Source organism: Promicromonospora sp. NPDC050880, assembly GCF_044456525.1.
GTDB lineage: Bacteria > Actinomycetota > Actinomycetes > Actinomycetales > Cellulomonadaceae > Promicromonospora.
Genome location: NZ_JBITFV010000006.1, coordinates 164349 through 188030 on the forward strand (window position 1 = coordinate 164349; position 23682 = coordinate 188030).

A 23682-nucleotide genomic window follows, 5' to 3' on the forward strand; every position below is an offset into this window, starting at 1 on the left:
CGGTTGCTCCGCACGGCGGCGTTATCCACTCGTTACCTACAGCCTAGACCCCTGCGGCCCACGGCCGGTACGGAAGTCGGTGCCGGCTCAGCGGCCCGCGAAACCGCCGCTGGAGCCGAAGCCCCCGTCGCCCCGGTGCGACCCGGGCAGCGTCTCGGCCTGCACGAACCGGGCCCGCTCGACCTTCTGGACCACGAGCTGCGCCACGCGGTCGCCACGGACCAGCTTCACGGCCTCGGTGGTGTCGGTGTTCAGCAGCGTGACCTTGATCTCGCCCCGGTACCCGGCGTCCACGGTGCCGGGCGCGTTCACGATCGTGACCCCGTGCTTCGCCGCCAGCCCCGACCGCGGGTGCACGAACGCCGCGTAGCCGTCGGGAAGTGCTATCGAGACGCCCGTGGGCACCATCACCCGCCCCTGGGGCGGGATCTCGACGTCGACGGTCGTCACCAGGTCGGCACCGGCGTCGCCGGGGTGCGCGTAGGAGGGGACGGGAACGTCGTCGAGGAGGCGGATGAGCACGTCGACCGTGCTGCCGTCGGCGCCGGAGGCGGCGCTGGTCTCGGGGGTGGGCACGCCGGAAGAGTACGCCACCTCGGGGCCCGCTGCCGCAAGAGTGCCGGTCCGGGTGCCCGGGCAGGCATCCGGGGCTGGGATGATGTCCCCATGACGGCGACCACCCTCACCTTCCACGAGCGCCTGCTGCCCGGTCCGGGAGGCTGGCTCGGCACGGTCGGTCTGGGAGCCATCGCGGCGATCGCGCTGTGGCCCGTGCACGCGGGCGCGGCGGTCCTGGCCGGGCTCCTGGTCTGTGTGGGCACGGCGGCCGCCCTCGCGGTGACGTCACCGGTGGTCGAGGTGTCCGACGGCGTCCTGCGCGCCGGCAGCGCCCGCGTCCCGGTCGCGCTGCTCGGGCCCGCGCAGGCCCTGGACGTGGCCGCGATGCGGCACGAGCTCGGACCGGGCCTGGACGCGCGCGCGTACGTGTGCCTGCGGGCCTGGGCCCGCACCGGGGTCCGGGTCGCGCTCGACGACCCGGCCGACCCGACCCCGTACTGGCTCGTCTCCACGCGCCGGCCGGAGCTGCTGGTCCGGGCGCTGGAGGGCTGAGGACCCCGGGCACGACGAAGGCTGCCACGCATCGCATGACAGCCCGGTCGTGTCGTCAGTGCCTCGTCAGTGCTCGACGGCGTGCGGAAAGGCCTGGTGGATCAGGCGGCGCACTCCGTGCAGATCATCTGGCCGGCCTTCTCGTAGGCCAGCTGGCTGCGGTGGTGCACGAGGAAGCAGCTGGAGCACGTGAACTCGTCCGCCTGACGCGGCAGCACACGCACGGCGAGCTCCTCGCCGGACAGATCGGCACCCGGGAGCTCGAAGCCCTCGGCCGCCTCGGTCTCGTCCTCGTCCACAACGCCCGAGGACTTGTCGGAACGACGTGCCTGCAGCTCCTGGATCGAGTCCTGCTCGACATCCTCATCGGTCTTGCGTGGGGCGTCGTAGTCAGTTGCCATGTGGTGTTCTCCGTCGGTAGGTGGTCGCGCCGGAAGGTTTCGGGCCATCCGGGGTTCGACGCCGCCCCGGCCGGGTCCCCGCACGACGCCGCGGAACGGCGCCCTCAGCGGGTGTACGCGCTGATAATGCATGCGGCCCCGGATTTGTTCCCGAGTCGGCCCACGGATTGTGCACCATTTCTGTCAGGCGCGCTACATCTGCCGGTGTAACCCCCGTCACGTAGGCTCTGACCTGCATTGACGGCCTTCCCAGCGCCTTCTCACCGGGTTCCGGGGTGCTGACCGGTCACAGGCCGTGTCAGAAAAAAGATCACCCGATTCCGGGCTCGGCCGCCCCGTCGGCGTCGATCTCCTCGAGGATCCCGGCGAGCTCCGCCACCAGGTGCGCGGGCCCCGCGACGGTCATCGCGTTCCCGGCCGGCCCGCCCCGCAGACCGGTCACCACGGCCCCCGCCTCCGTCGCCACCACGGCCCCCGCCGCCATGTCCCACGGGTTCAGGCCCCGCTCGTAGTACAGGTCGATCGAGCCCTGGGCGAGCAGGCACAGGTCGATCGCGGCCGAGCCGAGCCGGCGGATGTCCCGGATCTTCGGCAGCACCTGCGTGAGGACCTGCGCCTGCTGCGCGCGGCGGCCCGCGTCGTAGCCGAATCCCGTGCCGACCAGGGAGGTGCCCAGCGAGGACGCGGACCCCACCCGGACGGGCTCGCCGTCGCGCGTGGCCCCCTCGCCGAGGCCGGCCGACCAGGTGCGCCCGTCGGCCACGCTGTGCACGCACCCGGCCAGCACCGTCCACGCACCGGGCTCGGGCGGACCTGCCACCACCGCGACCGACACCGCCCACGACGCCACCACGTACAGGTAGTTCACCGTGCCGTCGATCGGGTCGAGCACCCAGGTGAGCCCGCTGGTGCCGGGCACGTCGTCGCCCTCCTCGCCCAGGATCGCGTCGTCGGGCCGCTCTGCGGCGATCATCTCGCGCAGCAGGTCCTCCGAGGCGCGGTCCATGACCGTGACCGGGTCCACCTCGCTCGACTTCGTGGCCGCCACGACCACCCGTTCCGGTCTACCCTCACGGACCAGGGCACCGGCCGCCGTCGCGAGGCGGACGGCGAGGTCGCGGAGGGCGGTGACGGTGACGCCGTCTGGCAGCTCGGGCAGTGCGGGTGAGGTCACGCACCCATCCTGCCCCACGCGTGTGCCGGCCACTATCCCGCGGCACACCGACGCGCCTGCGCCGCGGGGCCGCCCCGCGGTGGCAGGCTCGGCCCACAGGACTACCCCGGGAGGACTGGCATGGACGAGCTGGAGCTGGTACGGCTGCACGAGGACGGCGAACGGCTCGTCCTCGTGGCGCGCGACGGCGCCCAGAGCACCCTGCCGATCACGGATGCCCTGCGCGCCGCGATCCGCGGCGACCGCCCGCGCATGGAGTCGATCCGGGCCCAGGAGGAGTCCGCGCTGCGACCCCGCGAGATCCAGGCACGCCTGCGCGCCGGCGAGACCGTCGAGCAGCTCGCCGAGGCCTCGGGCCTGCCGGTCGAGCACGTGCGGCGCTTCGAGTACCCCGTGATCTCCGAGCGCGAGCACTCGATCTCGCGCGTGCGCGCCAAGGCGGTCCTGACCGACGACGACGGCGCGACCACCCTCGGCGAGGTCGCCGACGAGCGCCTGCGCTCGCGGGGCGTCCGTCCCGACGACGCCCGCTGGAGCGCGACCCGCGAGGGCACCCACCCGTGGATCGTGCAGGTGGAGTTCACCGCCGCCGAGCGCCCACGGGTCGCCCGCTGGTCGCTGGAGCCGCGCGGCGGGTTCGTGGAGGCGCTCGACGACGAGGCCCGCTGGCTCGGTCTGCCCGAGGACGACGGCGGCCCCGCGCTGGCAGGCGTGTCCGCCCTGTCGCCGCTGCGCGGCGGTCAGCACCCGACGCGCCCGGCCCCGCCCGAACCGGACGACACCGACCTGCTGCTGGACAACCTGTCCGAGCGACGCGGCCAGCGCCCGGCGCGCCGTCCGAGCCCGGACCACGAGCAGCCGCACCTGCTGGACCCGGACGACCTGCCCGACCCGGCGGGCGACGAGCCTGCCGGTGCCGCCGAGCCCGCAGAGCAGTCCGCGGCCGTCGTCGACATCGGCGCGCGGCGGGGCGGCTCTCGCCCGAGGATGCCGTCCGTCGTCGTGCCGGACTCCCCCGCCGACCTGGAGTGGGAGGCGCCCAGTCAGTGGGAGATCCCCGGGCCGGGACGGGCGGACGGGACGGAGCCGGGTCAGGAGCCCGAGGCCGTCACGGAAAGCCCGGAGCCGGAGCCTGCGCCGGACGTGCCCTCCCCCGAGCCGGCACCCGAGAAGCCGCAGGCCGAGCCGAGGCGGCCGGCTGCCAAGCGCGGGCGCAAGTCCCGGGCGCAGGTGCCGAGCTGGGACGAGATCGTGTTCGGGTCGCGGCCAGAGATCTAGCGGCCGTCAGCCCCAGAGCGAGTCCTGCGCCGACCGGCGCCTCGCGGTGAGCGCCGTCATGCGGCGCACGTGGTGCCGGCGGCACAGCACCTCGTAGGCGACCTCGGCGGCCGGTTCGAGCGCTCCGACGTCGCCGATGACGACCTGCTCGCCCTCGGTGACCATGACGCCGTCGACGGTGCGCGCGTTGTGCGTGGCGCGCGCACCGCACCAGCACAGCGACTGGACCTGGAGCACCTCGATGCGGTCGGCGAGCTCGATCAGGCGGGCGCTGCCGGGGAACAGCCGGGTGCGGAAGTCGGTGGTGATGCCGAAGGCGAAGATGTCGATCTCCATCTCGTCCACCAGCCGGGCGAGCTGCTCCACCTGGGCGGGCGAGTAGAACTGCGCCTCGTCGCACACGAGGTAGTCGACGGCCTGGCCAGCCGCGCGCCGGGTGCCGATCTCGGCCCAGAAGTCGGTGTCGTCGGTGACCTCCTCAGCCGCGACCTGCAGGCCGAGCCGGCTGGAGACCCGGGCCTCGCCGGCCCGGTCGCCGCGGCTGAAGATGAGGCCCTCGCGCCCGCGGGCCCGGTAGTTGTGGTCCGTCTGGAGGGCGAGGGTGGACTTGCCGGAGTCCATGGTCCCGGAGAAGAAGACGAGCTCGGCCACGAGTCCTCCTAGGCGACGGCCGTCAGCAGGGGCACGAGCATCTCGTGCGGGGTCAGGGAGCCGTGCACGCCGGGCAGGGCCCGCGCGGCGGCGGAGTGCACCCGGGAGTCCACGACGGTCGCGGCGCCCGTCATCGCCACCACGACGTCGCCGACCGCCGGCAGCACGTGCGGGGCGACCGGACCGAACCACCCGGCTGCGACGGCCTCGTCCCGCCGCCGGACCACGGCGTGCTCCCCCAGGCGCCCGGCCCACCGCCGCGCGACGTCGGCCGGGTCGGTGCCGGGGTCGGTGTAGACGTGCAGGGCACGCGGTTCCCCGCCGACCATCGCGACACCGGGCCGCAGCTCGCCGTCGGTGGCGACGTCCCACTGGGTGCCGAGGTCGGCCTTGATCTGACCGTGGTCCGCCGTGACCACCACGAGCGTGCCGCGCGGCACGCTCCGCAGCAGCCGGCGCAGCTCGCGGTCGGTCGCCTCCAGGGCGTCGCCCCACTGCCACGAGTCCCAGCCGAACCCGTGGCCGGTCTTGTCGACGTCGCCCTGGTACAGGTAGACGAGGCGCTGCGGCGCGGGGCCCGGCCGGCGCAGGGCCGCGACCGTGGCGTCCACCCGCTGCTCGAACGTCTCGGCGGCCACCTGCACGGGGCCGCGCAGCGCGGCCTGGGTCATCCCGGACCCGGCGAACTTGCGCGGGCCGGGCGCCGTCACGCTCACGCCCGCCGCGGCCAGCGTCTCCAGCACCGTGGGCTCGCGCTGCACGTCGGCCGGGTCACCGAGATCCTTCCACTGCACGACGGCGGCCAGCCGCCCGCTCACCGGGTCGCGCTGGGTGTAGCCGAGCATGCCGGTGCGACCCGGCGCGGTGCCCGTGCCGAGGATGCTCAGGCCCGCGGCGGTCGTGGAGGGGAAGCTGGAGGTCAGCGTGGCGGCGTCCACGTCCCGCTCCCGGAGCAGGCCACGCAGGAACGGCGCGTGGCCTCCGCGCTCGGCGAGGTTGCGGATGCCGAGGCCGTCCACGAGCACCACCACCACGCGCTCGGCGTCGGGCAGGCCGAGCGCCGCGCGGCTGCCCGCGGCGGTCAGGCCGGTGGCCGTGGTCAGGTCGTGACCCAGGGCGCCGGCGACGGCGGGCAGCACCGCCGCCAGGCTCGTCGTGTCGTAGGTCGGCGCGACCAGGCCCGCGGGCAGGTCCGGTGCGCTCACGCAGACGTGGCCCGGGACAGGGCGCGGGCGAAGTCGACGGCGGCCCGGACAGCGGCGTCGCCCTCGGCCTCGCCGGAGACCCGCACCACCACGTCGTCCGGCGTCACCTGGCCGGTGAGGCCGTGGTCGGCCGTGCAGCTCGGGTCCACGCACGTGGCCGGCTCCAGGTCGACACGGGACACGGCACCCCAGCCGATCGCGAGCGTGACCTCGCGCGTGCCGCCCGCGTGCGGGTACCGCTCCGGGTCGGCGATCACGTGGGTGAGCGCCACGGAGCGGACCTCACGCAGCGGCACCACCTCCGTCGTGGCGGACGCCGAGCCCGGGCTGGCCGGGTCGGCCCCCGCGTGGTCGTCGACGTGCGCGGTGACCAGCCGGGTCGGCGTGAGCACCAGGACCGTCAGGTGCCGCCGCACCTCCGAGTCGAACGTCGTCTCCGCCTGCACCAGGTGCGACACCACCTCCTCGTCGGCGAGCGCCACGTCGAGCACGTCCGCGACGAGCTCCGGGTAGTAGCCGGCCCGGTGGAGGTGGGCGGTCAGGTCTGCACGGGCATCGGTAGGGGCATGGGGCACGGGGAGAATCCTCCCACGAGCGGGCCGGTCGCCGTTAGCCGAGTCAGCCCGACAGGTTGGCCGGGTCAGCCCGGCAGGTTGGCCGGGTCAGCCCGGCAGGTTGGCCGGGTCAGCCCGGCAGGGCGCGGCGCGGCGCGTCGGTGCGGCGCTCCGCCGGGCGCAGACGGACCGTCGCGTGCAGCACCGAGGCGCCGTGCTCGGCGACGGCCACGGGGTACAGCTCCAGGGAGGCGAGCTCCGGCAGGTCGTCGGCCATGACCGACACGCGCGCGAGCACGTCCTCCAGCGCGGCGACGTCGGCGGCCGGTGCGCCCTGGTAGCCGAACAGCCGCGGGGCCGCGCGGACGCCGCGCACCATGCGCGCCACGTCCACGTCCGTCAGGGGCGGCACGCCGTGGGTCACGTCGTCGAGCAGGTCGACGGCGTCGCCCGCCAGGCCGAACGAGACCACGGGGCCGAACAGCTCGTCCTCGACCGAGCGCACCACGCAGGCCACGCCGGTGGGTGCCATGGCCTGCACCTCCAGCACCGGGTCGGGCGCGGGCAGCAGGGCGGACGCCGCGGCCAGCATGCGCTCGGCGTCCTCGCGCAGGTCCTCGGCGTCGGCGATGTCGAGGCGGACGCCGCCCAGGTCAGCGCGGTGCCGCAGCGCGGGGGCGGCAATCTTGAGCGCGACCGGCCAGCCCAGCTCCTGGGCGGCGGCCACGGCCTCGTCCGCCGTGCGCACGCTGACCGATCCCCACAGGGTCAGGCCGTAGCAGGCCAGCAGCTCGGCGGCCTCCCCCTGGTCCAGGAGGACGCCGTCGGCCGGGGCCGGTTTCCCGGCGTGCCGGGCCAGCAGGGACTCGACCAGGGTGCGGGCCTGCGCCCGCGCGGCGCCGTCGGACATCCCCTCGCGCAGGGGCGGGCGCACCGGGGTGCCGTGGTCCTGGGTGCGCCACTGCGCGTAGCGCACCACCTCACCGAGCGCCCAGACCGCGTCCTCGGGCGTGGAGAAGGCGGGGATGCGCACGTCGCCGGAGGCGAGCTCGTCGGGCAGCCCGTGCAGGCCGACGGCGCTGACCACCGTGGTGCGGCCCGTGCGGGCGGCGGCCTCGGTCACGGCCCGCGCGATCGCGTCGGTGCGCGGCAGCACCACGGGCACGGAGACCACGACCACGGCGTCGCAGGCGTCGGGCGCGTAGAGGGCGTCGACGGCGGCGGCGATCTCGTCGTCGGGCGCGCCCGCGGACAGCGGCTCGGGCGGGCCCACGACCGTCAGGCCGGCCGCGGCCACGGCGTCGGCCACGAGGGCCGCGAGCGACGGCGAGCTGGCGAGGATGCCCACCCGGCCGCCCGCGGGCAGCGGCTGGTGGGCCAGCACCTGGGCGACGTCCATGAGCTGGTGCGTGTTCTCCGCACGGATCACGCCGGACTGCCGGAGTACCTCGTCGAGCATGCGCCGCGGCGCGCGCGTGGCCCGCACGGTGTGCCCCGGGGGCACCACGCTGCCGTGCCGGCCCGCGACCACCACGACGACCGGCTTGACCTGCGCGAGCCGCCGGGCGATCCGCGAGAACTTGCGGGGGTTGCCGAGCGTCTCCAGGTACAGGCAGACGACGTCGGTGTGCGGGTCGTCCTGCCAGTACTGCATCACGTCGTTGCCCGAGACGTCCGCCCGGTGCCCCGCCGAGACCAGCGTGGACAGGCCGAGGCCCCGGCGCTTGACGGTCTCGGCGGCCGTGACGGCGGCGGGCGCGCTCTGGCTGAACAACCCCACGCGCCCGGGCCGCGGGGCGGTCAGCGCGAGGCTGGCGCGCAGGCGCGCACCGGGCACGTTGGTCAGCAGGCCGTAGCTCGCCGGGCCGACCACCCGCATGCCCTCGGCGTGCGCGGTGCGCAGCAGCTCGCGGCGCCGGGCGACGCCGTCGGGCCCCGCCTCGGCCCAGCCGGCCGACAGCACGACCACACCGCGTGCGCCCGTGCCCCGCAGGCGGCGGACGGCGTCGATCACCTCGTCGGGCGGCGCGGCGATCACGGCGAGGTCGATGCTGTCGGCACCGAGGTCCGCCCACGTCACGTGCTCGCCGAGCACGAGGAGCTCCGTGTCGCCCGGGTCGGCGGCGTGGGCCTCACGGACCCGGGCGGCCAGGAGGTCGTCGACGGTGGGGGCGGCCGCGGCGTCGTGCGGGCCGATCAGCAGCACCCGCCGGGCCGAGAGCAGCCCCTGCATCGAGCGGGCCTCCGTGCGGTGCTCGCGGTCGGCCATGACCTCGCGGGAGCGGTCGGTCGGGTCGAGGTCGACCGACACCGTCACGACGCCGTCGTCCAGGTGCTGCTCGACGGCATAGCCCGCCTCGCGGAACACGCCCAGCATGGCGCGGTTCTGCGGCAGCACCTCGGCCACGAACCGGTGCACGCCCCGCTCACGCGCCGCCGCCGCGATGTGCTCAAGGAGCACGGAACCCAGGCCCTGGCCCTGGATGGCGTCCGCGACGTTGAACGCGACCTCGGCGGTGCGGCGGCCGGGCTGGTCGTCGATCACGTCGTAGCGCGCGACGCCGACGATGTCCTCCGCCCTGCGGTCCGGGCCGTCGCCCGCGGCGGGCCGGACCGCGACGAGCGCCGTCCGACGCACGTGGTCGACCGTGACGAGCTGGGTGAGCATGCGCTCCGGGATGCGCTGGAGGGCGGCGAAGAACCTCAGGTAGGTGGAGCGCTCGGACTGCGCCATCTGGAAGCGCTGGAGCGCATCGGCGTCGTCGGGGCGGATGGGACGCACGTGCGTGGTGGACCCGTCGCGCAGCACGACGTCCGCCTCCCACTCGACCGGGTACCCGGTCGGATAGGGCAGGCGCACGGTACCCACGGCCTCTGGCTGATCCACGGTCCCAGGCTAGCGACCGCCACCGACAGCCGGCCTCGGCGCACGAGGTCAGCGCACGAGCACCGTGCCCACGAGCAGCATGACCCCGAAGCCCACGAGCACGAGGCGCTGCCGGCGGCTCGGGCCGGAGGCCGTGAGGATGGCGGCGACCGCCGGGCCCACCGCGAGCAGCAGCCAGGCACCCAGCGCGGGCGCGACGTTGGCGGCGACGGCGGCGACCGCGACCACCACCAGCCCGTGCACCACGCCGAGCCCGGCCCGCATCGAGACCACGATGTGCAGCACGGCCGCGAGGATCGCCAGCCCGGCCCACACGGTGATGCCCTCCTCCAGGCAGCCCCACTCCTGCTGGGCGCACTGCCAGGCCTGCATCCACCACGTGATCAGGGCGCCGAGCACCAGGACGGGCACCACGCTGAGCCCGACGACGCCGTACGCGAGACCGACCCGTGCCAGCCAGCCCGGGACGGTGGCTGACCTGCTGACCAGCGGCAATTCGGGCATACCCAAATACTGCCAGGTGAGAGGCCCGATGTGCACACGCCCCGTGGTGAGTGCGGCGAGATCTGGTGTCGGTGTGTGACGGGCTGGAGTGTGGGTGGCGCGGGGTACCGTTTGCCTGTCCCGTCAGCCCCAGAGTGCAGGAGTCCCACGAACCATGGCGCGCAAGCCGTCGCAGCCGCTCGACGAGAGCGAGATCCACGAGAAGGTCGTGGACATCGACGTCGCCTCGGAGATGGAGACCTCGTTCCTCGAGTACGCCTACTCCGTCATCTACTCGCGCGCCCTCCCGGACGCGCGCGACGGCCTCAAGCCGGTGCAGCGCCGCATCCTCTACATGATGTCGGACATGGGCCTGCGGCCCGACCGCGCGCACGTGAAGTCCTCGCGCGTGGTCGGCGAGGTCATGGGAAAGCTGCACCCGCACGGTGACGCCCCCATCTACGACGCGCTGGTGCGCCTCGCGCAGGACTTCTCGCTGCGGCTGCCGCTCGTGGACGGGCACGGCAACTTCGGCTCGCTCGACGACGGCCCCGCCGCCCCCCGGTACACCGAGGCGCGGCTGGCGGCGCCGTCGATGGCGATGACCACGGGCCTGGACGAGAACGTCGTGGACTTCGTGCCGAACTACGACAACAAGCTCACCCAGCCGGAGGTGCTGCCGGCGGCGATCCCGAACCTGCTGGTCAACGGCGCCTCCGGCATCGCGGTCGGCATGGCGACGAACATGGCGCCGCACAACCTCGTCGAGGTCGTCTCCGCGGCGCAGCACCTGATCAAGAACCCTGAGGCCACCCTGGAGGACCTGCAGCGGTTCGTGCCGGGCCCGGACCTGCCCACGGGCGGCAAGATCGTCGGGCTGGAGGGCGTGCGCGACGCGTACCGCACCGGCCGCGGCACCTTCCGCACCCGGGCGACGGCCCGCATCGAGAACGTGACGCCGCGCCGCAAGGGCATCGTCGTCACGGAGCTGCCCTACCTCGTGGGCCCGGAGAAGGTGATCGAGAAGATCGCCGACGGCGTGAAGGCCAAGCGCATCCAGGGCGTCTCCAACGTGCAGGACCTCACCGACCGCACGCACGGGCTGCGCCTGGTCATCGAGGTCAAGACGGGCTTCGACCCGGACGCCGTGCTGGAGCAGCTCTACCGCGTGACGCCGCTGGAGGACTCCTTCGGCATCAACAACGTGGCCCTGGTCGACGGGCAGCCCCGCACGCTGGGCCTGGTCGAGATGCTGCGTGTGTGGGTGGACCACCGCATCCTGGTGGTCCGGCGCCGGTCGCAGCACCGCCTCGACAAGCGCCTGGAGCGCCTGCACCTGGTGGACGGCCTGCTCATCGCCATCGTCGACATCGACGAGGTCATCCAGGTGATCCGCTCGTCCGACGACGCCGCCATCGCGCGCGACCGCCTCCGCGAGATCTTCGACCTGTCCGAGCCGCAGGCGTCCTACATCCTCGACCTGCAGCTGCGCCGGCTGACCAAGTTCTCGCGCATCGAGCTGGAGAAGGAAGCCGAGGAGCTGCGCCGCGAGATCGCCGAGCTGGAGCAGATCCTCGGTGACGAGAAGCTGCTGCGCCGCCTGGTGAGCACCGAGATGGGCGAGGTGGCCAAGACGTACGGCACGCCGCGCCGCACGGTGCTCCTCGACGCCGCGGGCGGGTCGGTCGGTTCGGTGGCCGCCCCCGCGAGCAACGGGCGCAAGAAGACGGCCGAGCCCATCGACCTGCAGATCAAGGATCAGCCCACGCGCGTGGTGCTGTCGGCGACAGGTCTCCTGGCGCGGCTCCCGGACGACGTCCCGGTGCCGCGCGACGGCAACCGCGCCGCGCACGACGCCCTGCGGGGCGACGCGTCCGCGACGACGCGCGGGTTCGTGGGCCTGGTGACGTCGGCCGGCCGGATGCTGCGGATCTCCGTGCTCGACCTGCCGTCGCTCCCGCCGACCGACGGAGCGCCGTCCTTGTCGGGCGGCATCCCGGTCAGCGAGCTCGTGGAGCTGGAGCGCGGCGAGACGGTGCGAGCGGTGACGGGGCTCGGCGCCGACGCGCCGACCGTGGCGCTCGGCACGGCGCAGGGCGTCGTCAAGCGGATCGCGCCGTCCGACGCCCCGGCCAAGGGCGACGAGTGGCCCGTGATCGCGCTCAAGGACGGCGACTCCGTGGTCGGCGCCGCGGTGGTGGCGGACGACGACGAGCTGGTCTTCGTGGCCAGCGACTCCTCGCTGCTGCACTTCCCGGCGTCCGCCGTCCGGCCGCAGGGCCGCGCCGCGGGCGGCATGGCGGGCATCAAGCTCGGCGAGGGCCAGCAGGTCGTGTTCTTCGGCGCGGTCCCGGCCGGCGTCGAGGCCAGCGTGGTGACGATCGCGGGCGCCGGCGACGCGCTCCCGGGGATCGAGCCGGGCGCGGGCAAGGTCACGCCGTTCGCCCTGTACCCGGGCAAGGGGCGCGCGACCGGCGGTGTGCGGTCGCAGCGCCTGCTCAAGGGCGAGGACGGGCTCATCATGGCCTGGGTGGGTGCCACTCCCCCACGGGCGCTCGGCGCCGGCGGCCAGCCGGTCGACCTGCCCGAGGTGGACGAGCGTCGCGACGGGTCCGGCACGCCCATCTCGGTACCGGTCGCGGTGATCGGCTGACCAGTTTCGTCGGGGGTGTCGATTCCTGCGTCGCTCGCACGTCCAAGGCGTGTCACCATCCAGCGAAAGAGGAGCTCGACATGACCGACACCTGGATCTTCCTGATCCGCGAGAACGACTGGGACTCGGACGCCTTCCTCCCGGAGAACCTCCAGGGCGCGGACCGTCGCGACGACCCCGACATGGCGGCGCACCAGCGTTTCGCCGAGGCGGTGGCCGAGCTCGGCGTGAAGATCACCGGGAGCGACGCCCTGCAGAACGCCAGGTACGGCGGCTGGGTGGTGCCCGGGAAGGACGGCGCCGAGCCCGTGTACACGGACGCGCCGTTCACCGACACCAACGAGGTGATCACCGGCTTCTACGAGGTCGAGTGCGACGAGGCCACGGCGCGCAAGATCGCGGCCCTCGTCCCGAGCGGCAACGTGGTCGAGTGGCGCAAGGTCATGCGCTTCGGCTCCTGACCCTCCCGTGGTGATCGACCCCGCGGCGTTCCGCACCGCCTGGCCCCAGGTGGTGCGGTCGCTCGCGGTGACCACCCGCAGCCTGGACCACGGCGAGGAGTACGCCGCGGAGGCGTTCGCTCGCGCGGCGGCCCAGCCCGACGGCACCGTCACCGACCTCGTCGGCTGGTGCGTCCAGGTGGGCCGCCGGTCCTGGCTCGACGCCGTGCGCCACCAGGCGGTGTTCACCCGGATCCAGCCCCAGCTCGCCAGGCCGGAGGTGGCCCCCGTGCACGTGCCCCCGGAACCGGGCTCCGAGCTGGACGACCGCCTGGCCCTGCTCTTCGTCGCCTGCGACGACGCGATCGCACCGGGCGCCCAGCTGGTCCTGGCGATGCGCGTGGTCTGCGGCCTCACCATCCAGCAGATCGCCGGCCACCTCGGCATCGCCGAGGCGACGGCGGCGGCCCGCCTCACCCGCGCCAAGGCGGCGCTGGCCCGAGCTCGCGGCGAGTTCGCGGTGCCCGAAGGCGCGGCGCGGGACGCCCGGCTGCCGATCGTGCTCGCGTGCGTGGCCGGCCTGTTCACCGTGGGCCAGCGCTTCGAGCTGGAACCCGCGGACGCGACGCAGGACCCGGCACGGGACGCCCTCACGCTCGCGGAGGCGCTGGTGGCTCAGTACCCGGCCGACCCCGAGGTGCTGGGACTGCGGGCGGTGTGCCGGCTCGGGCTGGCGCGGCGCCCGGGGCGGGTGCGGGACGGTGTGGCGCTGCCGCTGGACGAGGTGGATCGGGGGCTGTGGGACCGGCGGTTGCTGGTGGCGGGGCTGGACGATGCTTCGACGGCGGTCGCTCGGACGCTGGGGCGGCCGGGGCGATTCACGCTGGAGGCGGCGATCTCCGGAGTACATGCGACGGCGCGGTCGGCGGAGGAGACGGACTGGGTTCGGCTGGCTCAGCTGTACGACGCGCTGCTGGAGGTGTGGCCGTCGCCCGCTGTGCGGGTGGGGAGGCTGGTAGTGCTGGGGCGGGTCGTACTGGCGCGATCAGGCCGTTCGGATCCAGCCGCGCCTCTGGACGAGCGGCCCGCGCACGACGGGGCACCCCACCAGTCGGTGCGAGGCATTGTTCCCGGCCTCGACCGGATCGAACGGGAGCTGGAGGATCTGGTGGCGGACGGCCCGCCGTACGCCGCCCGTGACGCGAGCCTTGCTCTGGCCGACCTCGCGCGTCGCACAGGCCGGACCGATGAAGCGGCGGGGCAGTACCGGGAATTGCTGGAGGTAATGCCGGAGGGGCCGTTGCGGGAGTTCTGCCGACGACGCACAGATTAATCGCAACAAAGCACCCGTGCGGGTTTGCAATGTGACAGGTTCGAGCCCGTCCAGGCCCGGCGCGCTTTTGATCAACCGCTACGAGAGGGAGCGCGAACTGAACGAAAGCTTCGATCCAACCAGCACATTTCCGGCCGCAAGACACCAGAGCACATCATTCACCACTCTTCTTGCGAATAGCTTCGAGAGTCAGATCGCCACCCCATACGCCCAATGTGACGACCACAGCATCGAATACCAGTTTCAAGCCACTAAACTCTCCCACCTCGTTGAAGTGAGGCAAGAAATCCCGGAGCTTGCTTCCGACAACTGCAGCTGCCGGGCTCCCTTCAGGGAAGGACTCTATCACCCACCGCCCCAAGTCCCAATCCGGGTCGCTAACATCCACTCCCTCGAAAGGGTCTTGCCACGCACCTAGCGAGATCCTCAATGCCCAATCGGAGCCAACATCGAAGGTCGAGGCAGCGCCGTCATCCCAATTCACCTCTACCGCACTAAGCTTCGGCGCCTCTCCCGGCCACAAGTAATACACGCGAGAAAAGCCAGTACAAGCGATCCCCGATCGCAAGAATTCCAGGTCAGCACTCAATGGAACACCTGCGCATCCTTGAACCATCCATTCTCGCGACCTGGGAACATCGACACAAATTCGCCGTCGGGCTTAGTTAGGACGACATCGTCGCCCTGACGGAAGAAGAAGTACCCATCTCCACCTCCACCCTTCGGATTAAACGGGCCCCGTCGCACTTCGTCTGGATTTCTGTGAACCTCCCGGAGCCTCTCCGCATACCACTTACGACCGGCCGCATCGCGAGGGTGGTATCCGTAATCTGTTGCATGCTTTCCCCACTTCTGCCCGACCTGCCCCGGCGAAGCCACCAGCGGCGGTCGAATCAGTCGCACACCTGATCCCGCAGCCGCTGTCGCACCCTTGCCCGCCCCCCTGAGGCCGATAATACCAACGATGAACACACCGGCGAGACCAGCGGCTTCAGCCTCGTTTCCAGCAGCAACGGCGCCACCAATCTCTCGACCATCGGCGATAGTGCCTTCGATCGCCGCTTCCGGCATACCTGCAACCGTCGGACCGTAGGCTCTGCATTCATCAGTGACCTCGAGGTCAAAGTTGCACGCCAAATACAGGCCACCAAAAGCACTGATACCGTCAATTTGCTCTCGCCATTTGCGGTCAGCGGCAGCATCAGCACTATCGAACCATCGGGGGTAATCGATCGGTTCTTCATCCCCTGGGCAGATGAGGAAGACGACACACCAGCCATCTGGCTCATATGTGAGTTCTCCCTCAGGGTCGTTCGGCTTCGGGTCCGGGCGGGGATCGGGGTCCGCAGTTGTACCGCCACCAGCCCCCTTTCGTGGGTCGCTCTTGCCACCTCCGACGCCCCACTCTCCGCCGTAATAAACGCAGTCATTTCCGCATCCTTCAGGCTTTAGCCCCGTTGGATCCGACCATGTCTTGGGGTTGTTGTTCGCGTATGCGTACGCGTTCCACTGTTGCGGGTCGGTCAGATCCATCACCGGATCAACAGTCAGGAACCGACCCTGCGTCTCCCCGTACCACCGAGCCCCGATCAGCGTCAGCCCCGACTCGGCATCCCGCGTCTTACCCAGGAACACCCTGTCGGTCGGCATCGCCCGACCACCGCGCACCTGTCCGAACGGCAGCGTGTAGTGCTTCGCCACCGACGTCGTCGTCCACTTGGTATTGTGCACGGAAGCAACAGGCGTACCGTGCGGATCGGTGATCAGCGACGTGACAGCACCCAAGCCGTTGCCGTCACGTGTCGCGACCGCCTGCCCAGCGAACGAGTAGTACCGCTGCGCCGTGACCGTGCTCGTCCCGGGGTGCCACGTGATCTCCTGGCCACCGGCCAGGTACACCGTCACGCTCTCGTCGCCGGAGATCGCGGTGTCCGGCTCGGAGGTCCGGATCAGCCGCTCGCCGTCGCCGCCCCAGATGTTCGAGGTCCGGCTGGTCCGCGCGGCACCCGGCGTGACGACACCGGTGTCCGGGTCCTCCACGTCCGTGGTCGAGGTGGCCTGGGCCCTGGTCAGCTCGCTCTCCGGATCCCACGTGAGAGTCTGCTGGGTGCGCGTCAGCCCCTCGGTGGTGTCCCACCCGGTGGTCCGGCCGGCGTCGTCGTAGGTGTACGTCGTCGTCGCGCGCTCGTTGGTGCCCGTCGTGGTGGTCGAGGCCACCGCGTGCGGGCCGACGTCGCCTGTGTCGGTCAGGTCACCGTCACCGTTGGCGTCACGGCCGTAGTCGTACCCGGTGCTCTGCACGACGGCGGAGCCACGTGCAGTCGACGCGTTGCCCAGGACCAGCCGCTCGGAGATCCGGTTCCCGAGCTCGTCGTGCTGCCAGGAGGCCCAGTAGGGAGCCGCCCCACCGAGTGCGGTGGCGCCCGACTTCACGGACGGAAGCACACCGCACCTGCCGTCGGCAGGGGTCCACGCCTCACTCAGCCGTCGTAGGGCGTCGTAGCGGAAGCACTGCTTGTCGGTGGCACGGCCCACCGCCGTCGGGTCATCCGTGATGCTGGTGATGTTCCCGGCCTGGTCGTAGGTGTACCGCAGGTCGAGCTCGGTACCGCCGATGCGTTCGCGGTCGAGCCGGAGGTTGGTGAGGCGGTTGGTGCCCTCCTCCCACAGGTACGACACCACGGTGCCATAGGTGTTGCCGAGGTCGAGGAAGCCCTGGCGGCCCCAGGCGTCACGCCGCGAGTCGGCGACGTAGGTGCCCCAGCCGAACCCGCCACCCATCCACTCCGGCAATGACGCGGCGTCGTAGTGGGTGGTGACCTCCTCGCGGTTGAGCACGCTCGTGCCGTTCGGGCCGGTCACGGCGGGCAACGTCTGCGTCGCGACCTGGCCGTCAGCGGTGTAGGTCCAGCTGGTGGTCCACGACTTGGCCGACAGGTGACCGAGCGCGGTGTCCGTCGGCAAGGTGGTCTCACTGCCGGTGGGCAGATAGGCACCCGCCTTGACCGTGTACCCGGTCGCCGCAGTGGTGTAGGCCTTGCCACTGATGGTCCGGACCGTTGCGGTCAGCTGCCCCTTCACGGCCGCCTTGTCGGCGTCGACGGTCGTGTGAAGGCGGTCGTAGAACCACGTGACCGTACCCGTGCCGCCGGTCTGGGAGACCTTGCGGCCGAGGTTGTCGTAGCCGTACGTCAGCGTCTGACCGGCGCCGTTGGTCGTGGACGTGACCTGCCCGGCCGCGTCGTACTTCGTGGACGTCGCGCCTGCGTCCGGGTCGACAGCCGCGGTCTGCCGTCCGTGCCGGTCGTACGCGTAGGTCCACTCGTTGGCGTCCGGATCTGTCACGACCGTGAGGAGACCGGCAGCGTTGTAGGTGTACGTCGTGCCCTGGTACTCCAGGTCCTCGACCTCTGCCGGAGTGTCGGCCGCGGCGTTCTTGCGCGGGTCTCGCAGGTACTCACGCAGCTCGATCGTGCGTCCCTGGGCATCGTTGATCGTGCGGGTCGGGGTCGCGCCGTCGGGCGGTACCACCGTGGTGAGGTGGGCGTTGTACGCCGTCGTCGTCCGCCACCGCAGGTACTCGGGGTTGGTGGGGTTGCCGATGTAGAACCGCTCGGACGTCGCCCGCCCTGCGCCGTCGTAGGTGACCTGCGTGTACGACGGCGCCTGGTGGGCACCGTTGCGGGCCGTGACCAGCCCCATCGCAGGGCTGCCAGGAGCGACCATGCCGCCCGAGGTCTGCCACGCGCGCCCAGCAGTGTCGTAGAGGGTGGAGACCACGACCCGGGCCACGTCGGCGCCTGTGTGGTGTCCGTCCAACGACTCGGTCTGCGTCTGGATCTGCCGGAGCAGACCGTCGAAGATCCCGGTCGAGGCGTGTCGCCGCGATCCGTCCGCGCCGAGGGTCGACGTCTTGACGGCGTTCACGCCGGAACGCGACACGACGTAGTCGTAGCTGACGGACGAGGACTGGCCACCGGCCTTGCTCCGGTCGGGGAACCAGACCGCCTTGCTGCGCCCGAGGGCGTCGTAGGTCGCCGTGGTCACCTTGCCCGCGGCGTCGGTGCTGGTGACGATCTGCCCGGTGAACGGCGAGAGCTCGGTACGCACCTGGTGCGAGCTGAGGTCGTACCCGTCGGCGTTTCCGTCCCCAGCACCATCAGGGTCCGCGCTGGTGGTCGTCGTCGCGGTGACGATTCCGCCCGACTCGATATAGGCAGTTCCGGTCGTCCGCCCGAGCGGATCGGTGACGGCGGTCACCCGCCCCTTGCTGTCGTACGCCGTGACCGTGGCGCCACTCTCCGGGAATGCCCAGCCAGCGCCTGGGTCGGCGGCCAGGGGGGTGACCGTCGTCGGCCGCCCTCGTACCGGTGCGGTGTTCCATGCCTGCCCGTCATAGCTGGTTCGGGACGCAGAGATCACCGTCGCCGCTTCCGGGGTGCTGTCGGCAGGACACGCTCCCTTGACCGTGACGGTCTCGACCGGGACGAGGACGTTGCTCGCACCGCTCAGGTACCGGTTACGGGTGCACGTGTCGTCCGAGCCCATCGGCGCACCGCTGATGGTGGTGTCCTCTGTTCCGGCCTGACCACGGTCGTCGGAGGTGACGACCTCTCCCCTGTCCCCATAGGTCGTGATCACGCGCGTCTTGTACGCCAGGTTGCCGGCGTTCGTGAACGTACCGCTCCAGACGTCGGCCGATGCGACCTGGCCGGCGACGATCGGCTCCTCCCCCGGCGCCGGTGTGTACCGCCCGGTCTCACGAACGGTGGGCAGGCTCGCCTTCTTGGACAGGACGTTCTGGCCGGCCTGGTCGGAATAGGTCGTCGTGACGAGCGGCGTACCCGCCAGGAGCTCGTGGTCGGTCACGGTGTCGCTGGTCAGGCTGCCGTCGACGGACTCCACCACCCCGTCGACTCCACGGAGGTACCGCGTCGTCGTCACCTGCCGGTCGGCGCCGGTGCCCAGTGTCGATGTGACCGTCTCGTAGCCGCGGAACACGCTGTACGTGCGGTACTTCTTCGCCACCAGGGCGTCGTCCACCTTGGTCCAGGCCGCGCCGCCCGCGTAGTCGTACGACGTGGTCACGTCCGGGGAGAACCCGGCCGCTCCTTGCGGTGAGGCGGACTGGACGACGGTGTCGACCAGGTAGGTGTGCACGTAGTCCACCCGCGGGTTCTCGACCCCGGACGGGTGCCACTTGACCGCCTGGCAGGCCAGCGTGTGCTCGCCCTGGCTGCCGGGTACCTTGACGGTGCCGTCGGCGGTCCGGGGAATGTTGCTCCCCGTGCACTCCCGGTCGCGGTACGTGATGTGCAGCCCGCCACCGGTCTCGGTCGTCACGCTGGTGAGGCGCACCTGCTTCATCGCGGGGTACCCGTCCGTGGCGGTGTCGTTCACCCGGCCGGGGAACTGCTCACCGACGAAGGTCACCTTGGGGGCGGTGATGTCGTCGCCCACGAGCCCCGGCGCGCCGGCCACCGCGTGCCCCGTGTGCTGGATGGAGCGCAGCCACAGGACACGCCCGGTGCCGTCGCCCGGGTCACGCCAGCCGTGCTCCAGGGACCATGTCGAGACCTTGGCCAGGGTCCCGGTCGCTGGGTTGCGCACGTGCGCCGTGATGCTGGTCAGTCGCTTGGTGGAGTAGAACACCGGTGACTGCACGAACTGGCACGACGTGGTGGAGGTGCAGCGCAGGTCGGTCGGCGTGTCGTGCCACCGGCTCGCCGTCGACCTGGTCCACGTGTCCGGGCACGGGTTGGCCGCTGTCCCGAGGCAACGTTCGGCGGTGTGGAACTCGACACGGTACGGCGGTGCGCTCTCGGTGGACGCCGTGGTTCCGTACTCGATCCAGTCCAGGGTGCCGCCGCGGACGTACTGTGACGTGTCGCCGGTGTTGGCGTTGGAACCGTACCGGTTCGTCTCGGTCGCATACCCGTAGGTCATCGTGTTGTCGGAGGTGTCGACCACATGGTCGAGCATCCACCGCCAGCCCAGCGTCACCTGGGAGTCCTTGAAGGCACTCGCGTGGCCCGGTTCACCGGCGTGGTTGCCGTAGACCGGCACCGTCCAGCGGCTCTTCTGCCCGTTCGCCTGACGGCCGAAGTCGTACACGGTCCCGTCGGTGGTCGACACCCGCCACCACTCCCCGGCCGTGCGCGGGCCGTACTGAGCCACGACGGTGCCGTCGTCGGCCTTCGGACGCCACTCCACCTCGGAGGTGGCGGCGACGTCGTCCTTGACGAGCTCGGTCGAGCTGCCGTTGAACACCAGGTACGCGTTGTCGGTGTCCCAGCACAGGTCACCGGTCTTGCGACTGGTGTTGTTCGGGTCGGCACCGCTGACCGGGTCCGTGTCCTGGGTGCAGGTGGTGTACTTGCGCTCCACGAAACCGGAGCTCAGGTCCCAGCCCGCGCCGATCCACGAGGACTGGTTGTTCGCGCCGGAGATGCGCCCGTCGAGCGCGGACGAGGAGTAGCCCAGCGTGAGCTTGGGCGCCGGCCCGGTGCCCGGCGTCGGCACGCCGACCGGGTACGACCAGCCCAGCGAGCCCGTCGCCCCTGAGACCGTCCAGGACGACGACGCGGACAGGGGCGTGGCCTTCCAGTCACCTGCTGCAGAGGCGGAGCGTGCGGTGACCGCGAACTTGTCACCCGATCCGGCCTGTGTGGTGGTCCCGGCCAGCGCCTGGACGGTGGTCCGGGCAGCGCGCACCGTGGCCCGGGCCTCGTCGAGCTCGTCCTGCGCTTCCGCGGCAGCTTCTTCGGCTTCCGCGACCACCGTGGCGTCGTCGGCGCGTGCTGCCTCGTCCGGCGTGCCGCCGTCCTGCTCCGCGGACACCGAGCCCGACGGCGACATCGACGGAGTCGGAGAAGCGGAGGGCTGCACGACATCTTCGTTCTCAGCGGCCTGGAGCGTGGCCAGGGCCTCGTCGGCGTCGCGCACGGCCGTCCTGGCCTCGTCGGTGGCGTCGGTCGCGGCCTCGAGCTCGGTCGCGGCCTGCTCGGCTGCGGCGGCCGTGGCGGCCGTCGCGATCTGCAGGGTTCCGGTGATCGTGCCGGCGTCGGTGTCGTTGAGCACGCCGTCGACCTCGACCGGCTGGCACTCCTCCGCCTCGGGCGTGGTCGAGGCGCACGCAGGGATGCGGACGAGACCGAGGCGGGATCCCCAGTCCGCTCCCCCGCCCAGGTCGGCGAACTCGCCGTAGTCCACCTGGACCTGCAGGCTCGTGGTGGCCGGCTCGTCCTCGACGGCCGCTGCGGTCGCCGACCGCACCTGCTGGGCCGAGGTGGTCGACACGTCGGTGACGTCGAGCAGCACGCCGGTCAGACCCAGCGCGTCTGCCTCCGCCTGGTCGGCGACCTCCAGATCGACCTGATCGGGCGAGGCGACGCCGGCCGCCGCACCGATCGACAGGTCCAGACCGCCCAGACCGTCGACCGGCGTCAGGGTCTCAGGCACGGGCGCGGTCGTGGCGGCGGCGTCGGGCGCCGCGGCCTGCGGCGTCGGATCCGGCTCGACGGACGGTTCGGGTGAGGGCGTCGGCGACACGGGGTCGACCGGTTCGGGCGACGGGACGACCTCGACGTCGTCGGTGGCGTCGGCGCGGTTGTCCTGGCGTGCCTTCAGATCGGCGCCCTCACCGGTCGCGGTCTCGCCCGCAGGCACGTACTGCACCGTGAGGGTGGCATCCGGCCCGTACGTCTTCCAGCCCGCGGCCATGCTGACCTCGTCGGTGGCCTTGAGTCCGAGGGTCAGCACTCCCGCGTCTGTGCTCGCCAGGTACTTCGCGGCCGTCAGCACGTTCAGACTGATCGTGCGGGGCAGTGCGCTCGTGCACCCGTCCTTGTGCGCGACGGTCGTGGTGGTGATCCGCTCGCCGGGATCGGTGTCGCCTGTCCACCGCTCGTCCAGGTCCTCGAACGTCGAGGTGGGACCGAACTGACCGATCCGCCACGCCTCCAGGCCCGTCGGCGTACAGGATGCCGAGTCGACTCCGGTGACCTTCAGCGACGCGGCGCTGACCTGATCGGCGTCGGTCAGGCCGACCTCGTCCAGGCCGGTGAACTGCCAGGCCAGACGAGAGGCACCGGACGTCTCGCCGCACGCGGTGTTCGTCGCGCTGTCACAGTAGCCGACAGGCGCCGGGCTCTCGAACATGTACCCCGCCACGGTGGCGAGCTCCGGATCGATCGGCTCGCCCGCCCGCACCGCGATCCGCTCGACGGCCGCGGTCGGGGTGCCCGGAGTGATCATGAGCGGATACGCCACCGCATCCATCTCGGAGGTGTCCGCGTCGACGACCAGAGCAGAGCTGGTAGGTCCTTCCGCGGCACCGAACCCGGTCGAGGTCACCGCGGTACCCCCGACGGTCAACGCTCCCGCCGAGCCGGCGGCCTCAGTCGTCCCGAACCCACCGGCGGACGAGTCGCTCTGACCGTCGGTCGTCGTCGCGGGATCGACGACCGGTGACAGCGTCGCGGCCAGACGCTCCCGCTGGTCGCCCAGCAGCGGGCCGTCCAGCCGCTCCTCCGGGTCGTCCAGCGCGGAGGCATCGACGCCGGTGACCTGTTCCCACTCACCGACCGTCATGACATCCGGGCGCGCAAGGCCGGACAGCTCGCCGCCGGGGGCACCGGCGCTGGAGTCAGCGGCGCCGACGACGTCGGCGGCAGAAGTGTCCCAGGCGGCGGGAGCTGCCAGGGAGAGCAGTCGCTGCCCGAACGGGTCGGAGACGACGAAGCCACCGTCACCGGCGGCCAGGACAGTCAGCCCCGGTGACGTGGTCACGTCGAACCTCAGCGCATCGAGGTCCAGTTCCCTCGCCGCCCTTTGGGCGGCCGCGGCGTCGGCGATACGCAGCGTCGGGACGAATCCCGTGCCGTCCTCGGTGACAGTGACCACCAGATCGACACCCTTGCCGGCGACGTCGGCATAGGTCAGGCGGTCACCGTCGATGCTCGGGGCGGGAAGGTCGAACGGCGCGTCGTAGACCAGTTCGTAGCGGCCCTTCATGAGCACCCGAGCCAGCGGCTGGGCCGGGGTGGAGCCGTCGGAGAAGGACATGTGGTAGACGCCCGCGGCGACCTCGACTCGCCCGTCGTCAGGAGCGCCGTCCACGACCTTCGTGTTCAAGGACGTCCAGTCACCGGAGAGTCCTCCGGTCACCGCCGACGCCGGGGCGCGCTGCGCCCGCGTGCTCGTCTCCACGACGACCGAGCCGTCGTCGTGAGCGACCGTGGTCGACCACGGGGTCGTCTTGCCGACGACCCGCACGTCGATGTCGCACTCCTGAGCGATCTCCAGCGCATCGCTCAGCTCCTCCGCCTGGAACTCACAGTTCAGCGACCTGGGTGGTGCCGCGATCGCGGTACCCGTCCCCAGCACCACGGCCGTCCCCGCGGCGACGATCGAGACCGCCACCCGGCGCACCCGCGCACCCGTTACCAACCGCACAATGCTCCTCGTCATGGCCGCCGCCGTCGTTCCGCTCGTCCTCGCACGCCTCGTCAC

The 23682-nt window shown here is 72.0% G+C and carries 14 protein-coding genes; 5 read left to right on the forward strand and 9 right to left on the reverse strand.

What is annotated here, in order from left to right:
- Window positions 1–87: 87 nt before the first annotated feature.
- A complete protein-coding gene (dut, locus tag ACIBBF_RS13030) occupies window positions 88–576 on the reverse strand; it encodes a dUTP diphosphatase (protein WP_397413706.1) in 489 nt (162 codons plus the stop codon).
- 90 nt (window positions 577–666) lie between these two features.
- Between dut and ACIBBF_RS13035 the strand changes: the two genes are divergently transcribed.
- Window positions 667–1110, forward strand: coding sequence for a DUF3093 domain-containing protein (locus tag ACIBBF_RS13035; RefSeq protein ID WP_397413708.1), 444 nt, complete (start codon window positions 667–669; stop codon window positions 1108–1110).
- 101 nt (window positions 1111–1211) lie between these two features.
- Here ACIBBF_RS13035 and ACIBBF_RS13040 read toward each other — a convergent pair whose 3' ends face one another.
- Entirely contained in the window at window positions 1212–1511 is a 300-nt protein-coding gene (locus tag ACIBBF_RS13040) for a DUF4193 domain-containing protein (RefSeq protein ID WP_116675819.1), read from the reverse strand.
- A 310-nt stretch (window positions 1512–1821) separates the two neighbouring features.
- Entirely contained in the window at window positions 1822–2685 is an 864-nt protein-coding gene (locus ACIBBF_RS13045; RefSeq protein WP_397413710.1) for an inositol monophosphatase family protein, read from the reverse strand.
- A 120-nt stretch (window positions 2686–2805) separates the two neighbouring features.
- Here ACIBBF_RS13045 and sepH point away from each other — a divergent pair, with 120 nt between their 5' ends.
- The gene (gene sepH / locus ACIBBF_RS13050; protein WP_397413714.1) at window positions 2806–3963 is read left to right on the forward strand and encodes a septation protein SepH; all 1158 of its coding nucleotides are present in this window, start codon (window positions 2806–2808) and stop codon (window positions 3961–3963) included.
- Between the two features lie 6 nt (window positions 3964–3969).
- Here sepH and ACIBBF_RS13055 read toward each other — a convergent pair whose 3' ends face one another.
- The 5 genes from ACIBBF_RS13055 to ACIBBF_RS13075 form a co-directional block, all read right to left on the reverse strand.
- Window positions 3970–4614, reverse strand: a complete 645-nt coding sequence (locus tag ACIBBF_RS13055) for a thymidine kinase (protein WP_397413716.1) — start codon at window positions 4612–4614, stop codon at window positions 3970–3972.
- Window positions 4615–4622: 8 nt separating this feature from the next.
- Complete coding sequence (locus ACIBBF_RS13060; RefSeq protein ID WP_397413719.1) at window positions 4623–5819, reverse strand: alkaline phosphatase family protein; 1197 nt, start codon at window positions 5817–5819, stop codon at window positions 4623–4625.
- Window positions 5816–6394, reverse strand: a complete 579-nt coding sequence (locus tag ACIBBF_RS13065; protein WP_397413721.1) for a DUF5998 family protein — start codon at window positions 6392–6394, stop codon at window positions 5816–5818. Before ACIBBF_RS13065 ends, ACIBBF_RS13060 begins: the two co-directional genes overlap by 4 nt.
- Window positions 6395–6503: 109 nt before the next feature.
- On the reverse strand, window positions 6504–9260 hold the full coding sequence (locus ACIBBF_RS13070) for a GNAT family N-acetyltransferase (protein ID WP_397413723.1): 2757 nt from the start codon (window positions 9258–9260) through the stop codon (window positions 6504–6506).
- A gap of 48 nt (window positions 9261–9308) precedes the next feature.
- Window positions 9309–9764, reverse strand: a complete 456-nt coding sequence (locus ACIBBF_RS13075) for a hypothetical protein (protein WP_397413725.1) — start codon at window positions 9762–9764, stop codon at window positions 9309–9311.
- Window positions 9765–9918: 154 nt separating this feature from the next.
- Between ACIBBF_RS13075 and ACIBBF_RS13080 the strand changes: the two genes are divergently transcribed.
- The 3 genes from ACIBBF_RS13080 to ACIBBF_RS13090 all read left to right on the forward strand — a co-directional run bounded on the left by ACIBBF_RS13080 (window position 9919) and on the right by ACIBBF_RS13090 (window position 14169).
- Window positions 9919–12396, forward strand: coding sequence for a DNA topoisomerase (ATP-hydrolyzing) subunit A (locus ACIBBF_RS13080; protein WP_397413727.1), 2478 nt, complete (start codon window positions 9919–9921; stop codon window positions 12394–12396).
- Between the two features lie 80 nt (window positions 12397–12476).
- Entirely contained in the window at window positions 12477–12857 is a 381-nt protein-coding gene (locus ACIBBF_RS13085; protein WP_397413730.1) for a YciI family protein, read from the forward strand.
- A 10-nt stretch (window positions 12858–12867) separates the two neighbouring features.
- Entirely contained in the window at window positions 12868–14169 is a 1302-nt protein-coding gene (locus tag ACIBBF_RS13090) for a DUF6596 domain-containing protein (RefSeq protein WP_397413732.1), read from the forward strand.
- A 585-nt stretch (window positions 14170–14754) separates the two neighbouring features.
- Here ACIBBF_RS13090 and ACIBBF_RS13095 read toward each other — a convergent pair.
- Window positions 14755–23640, reverse strand: a complete 8886-nt coding sequence (locus ACIBBF_RS13095) for an RHS repeat-associated core domain-containing protein (RefSeq protein WP_397413734.1) — start codon at window positions 23638–23640, stop codon at window positions 14755–14757.
- Window positions 23641–23682 lie beyond the last annotated feature (42 nt).

Coding starts and splice junctions, on each gene's coding strand:
- ACIBBF_RS13035 (WP_397413708.1), top strand. CDS start 667: ATGACGGCGACCACCCTCACCTTCCACGAGCGCCTGCTGCCCGGTCCG.
- ACIBBF_RS13040 (WP_116675819.1), bottom strand. CDS start 1,511: ATGGCAACTGACTACGACGCCCCACGCAAGACCGATGAGGATGTCGAG.
- sepH (WP_397413714.1), top strand. CDS start 2,806: ATGGACGAGCTGGAGCTGGTACGGCTGCACGAGGACGGCGAACGGCTC.
- ACIBBF_RS13075 (WP_397413725.1), bottom strand. CDS start 9,764: ATGCCCGAATTGCCGCTGGTCAGCAGGTCAGCCACCGTCCCGGGCTGG.
- ACIBBF_RS13080 (WP_397413727.1), top strand. CDS start 9,919: ATGGCGCGCAAGCCGTCGCAGCCGCTCGACGAGAGCGAGATCCACGAG.
- ACIBBF_RS13085 (WP_397413730.1), top strand. CDS start 12,477: ATGACCGACACCTGGATCTTCCTGATCCGCGAGAACGACTGGGACTCG.
- ACIBBF_RS13095 (WP_397413734.1), bottom strand. CDS start 23,640: ATGACGAGGAGCATTGTGCGGTTGGTAACGGGTGCGCGGGTGCGCCGG.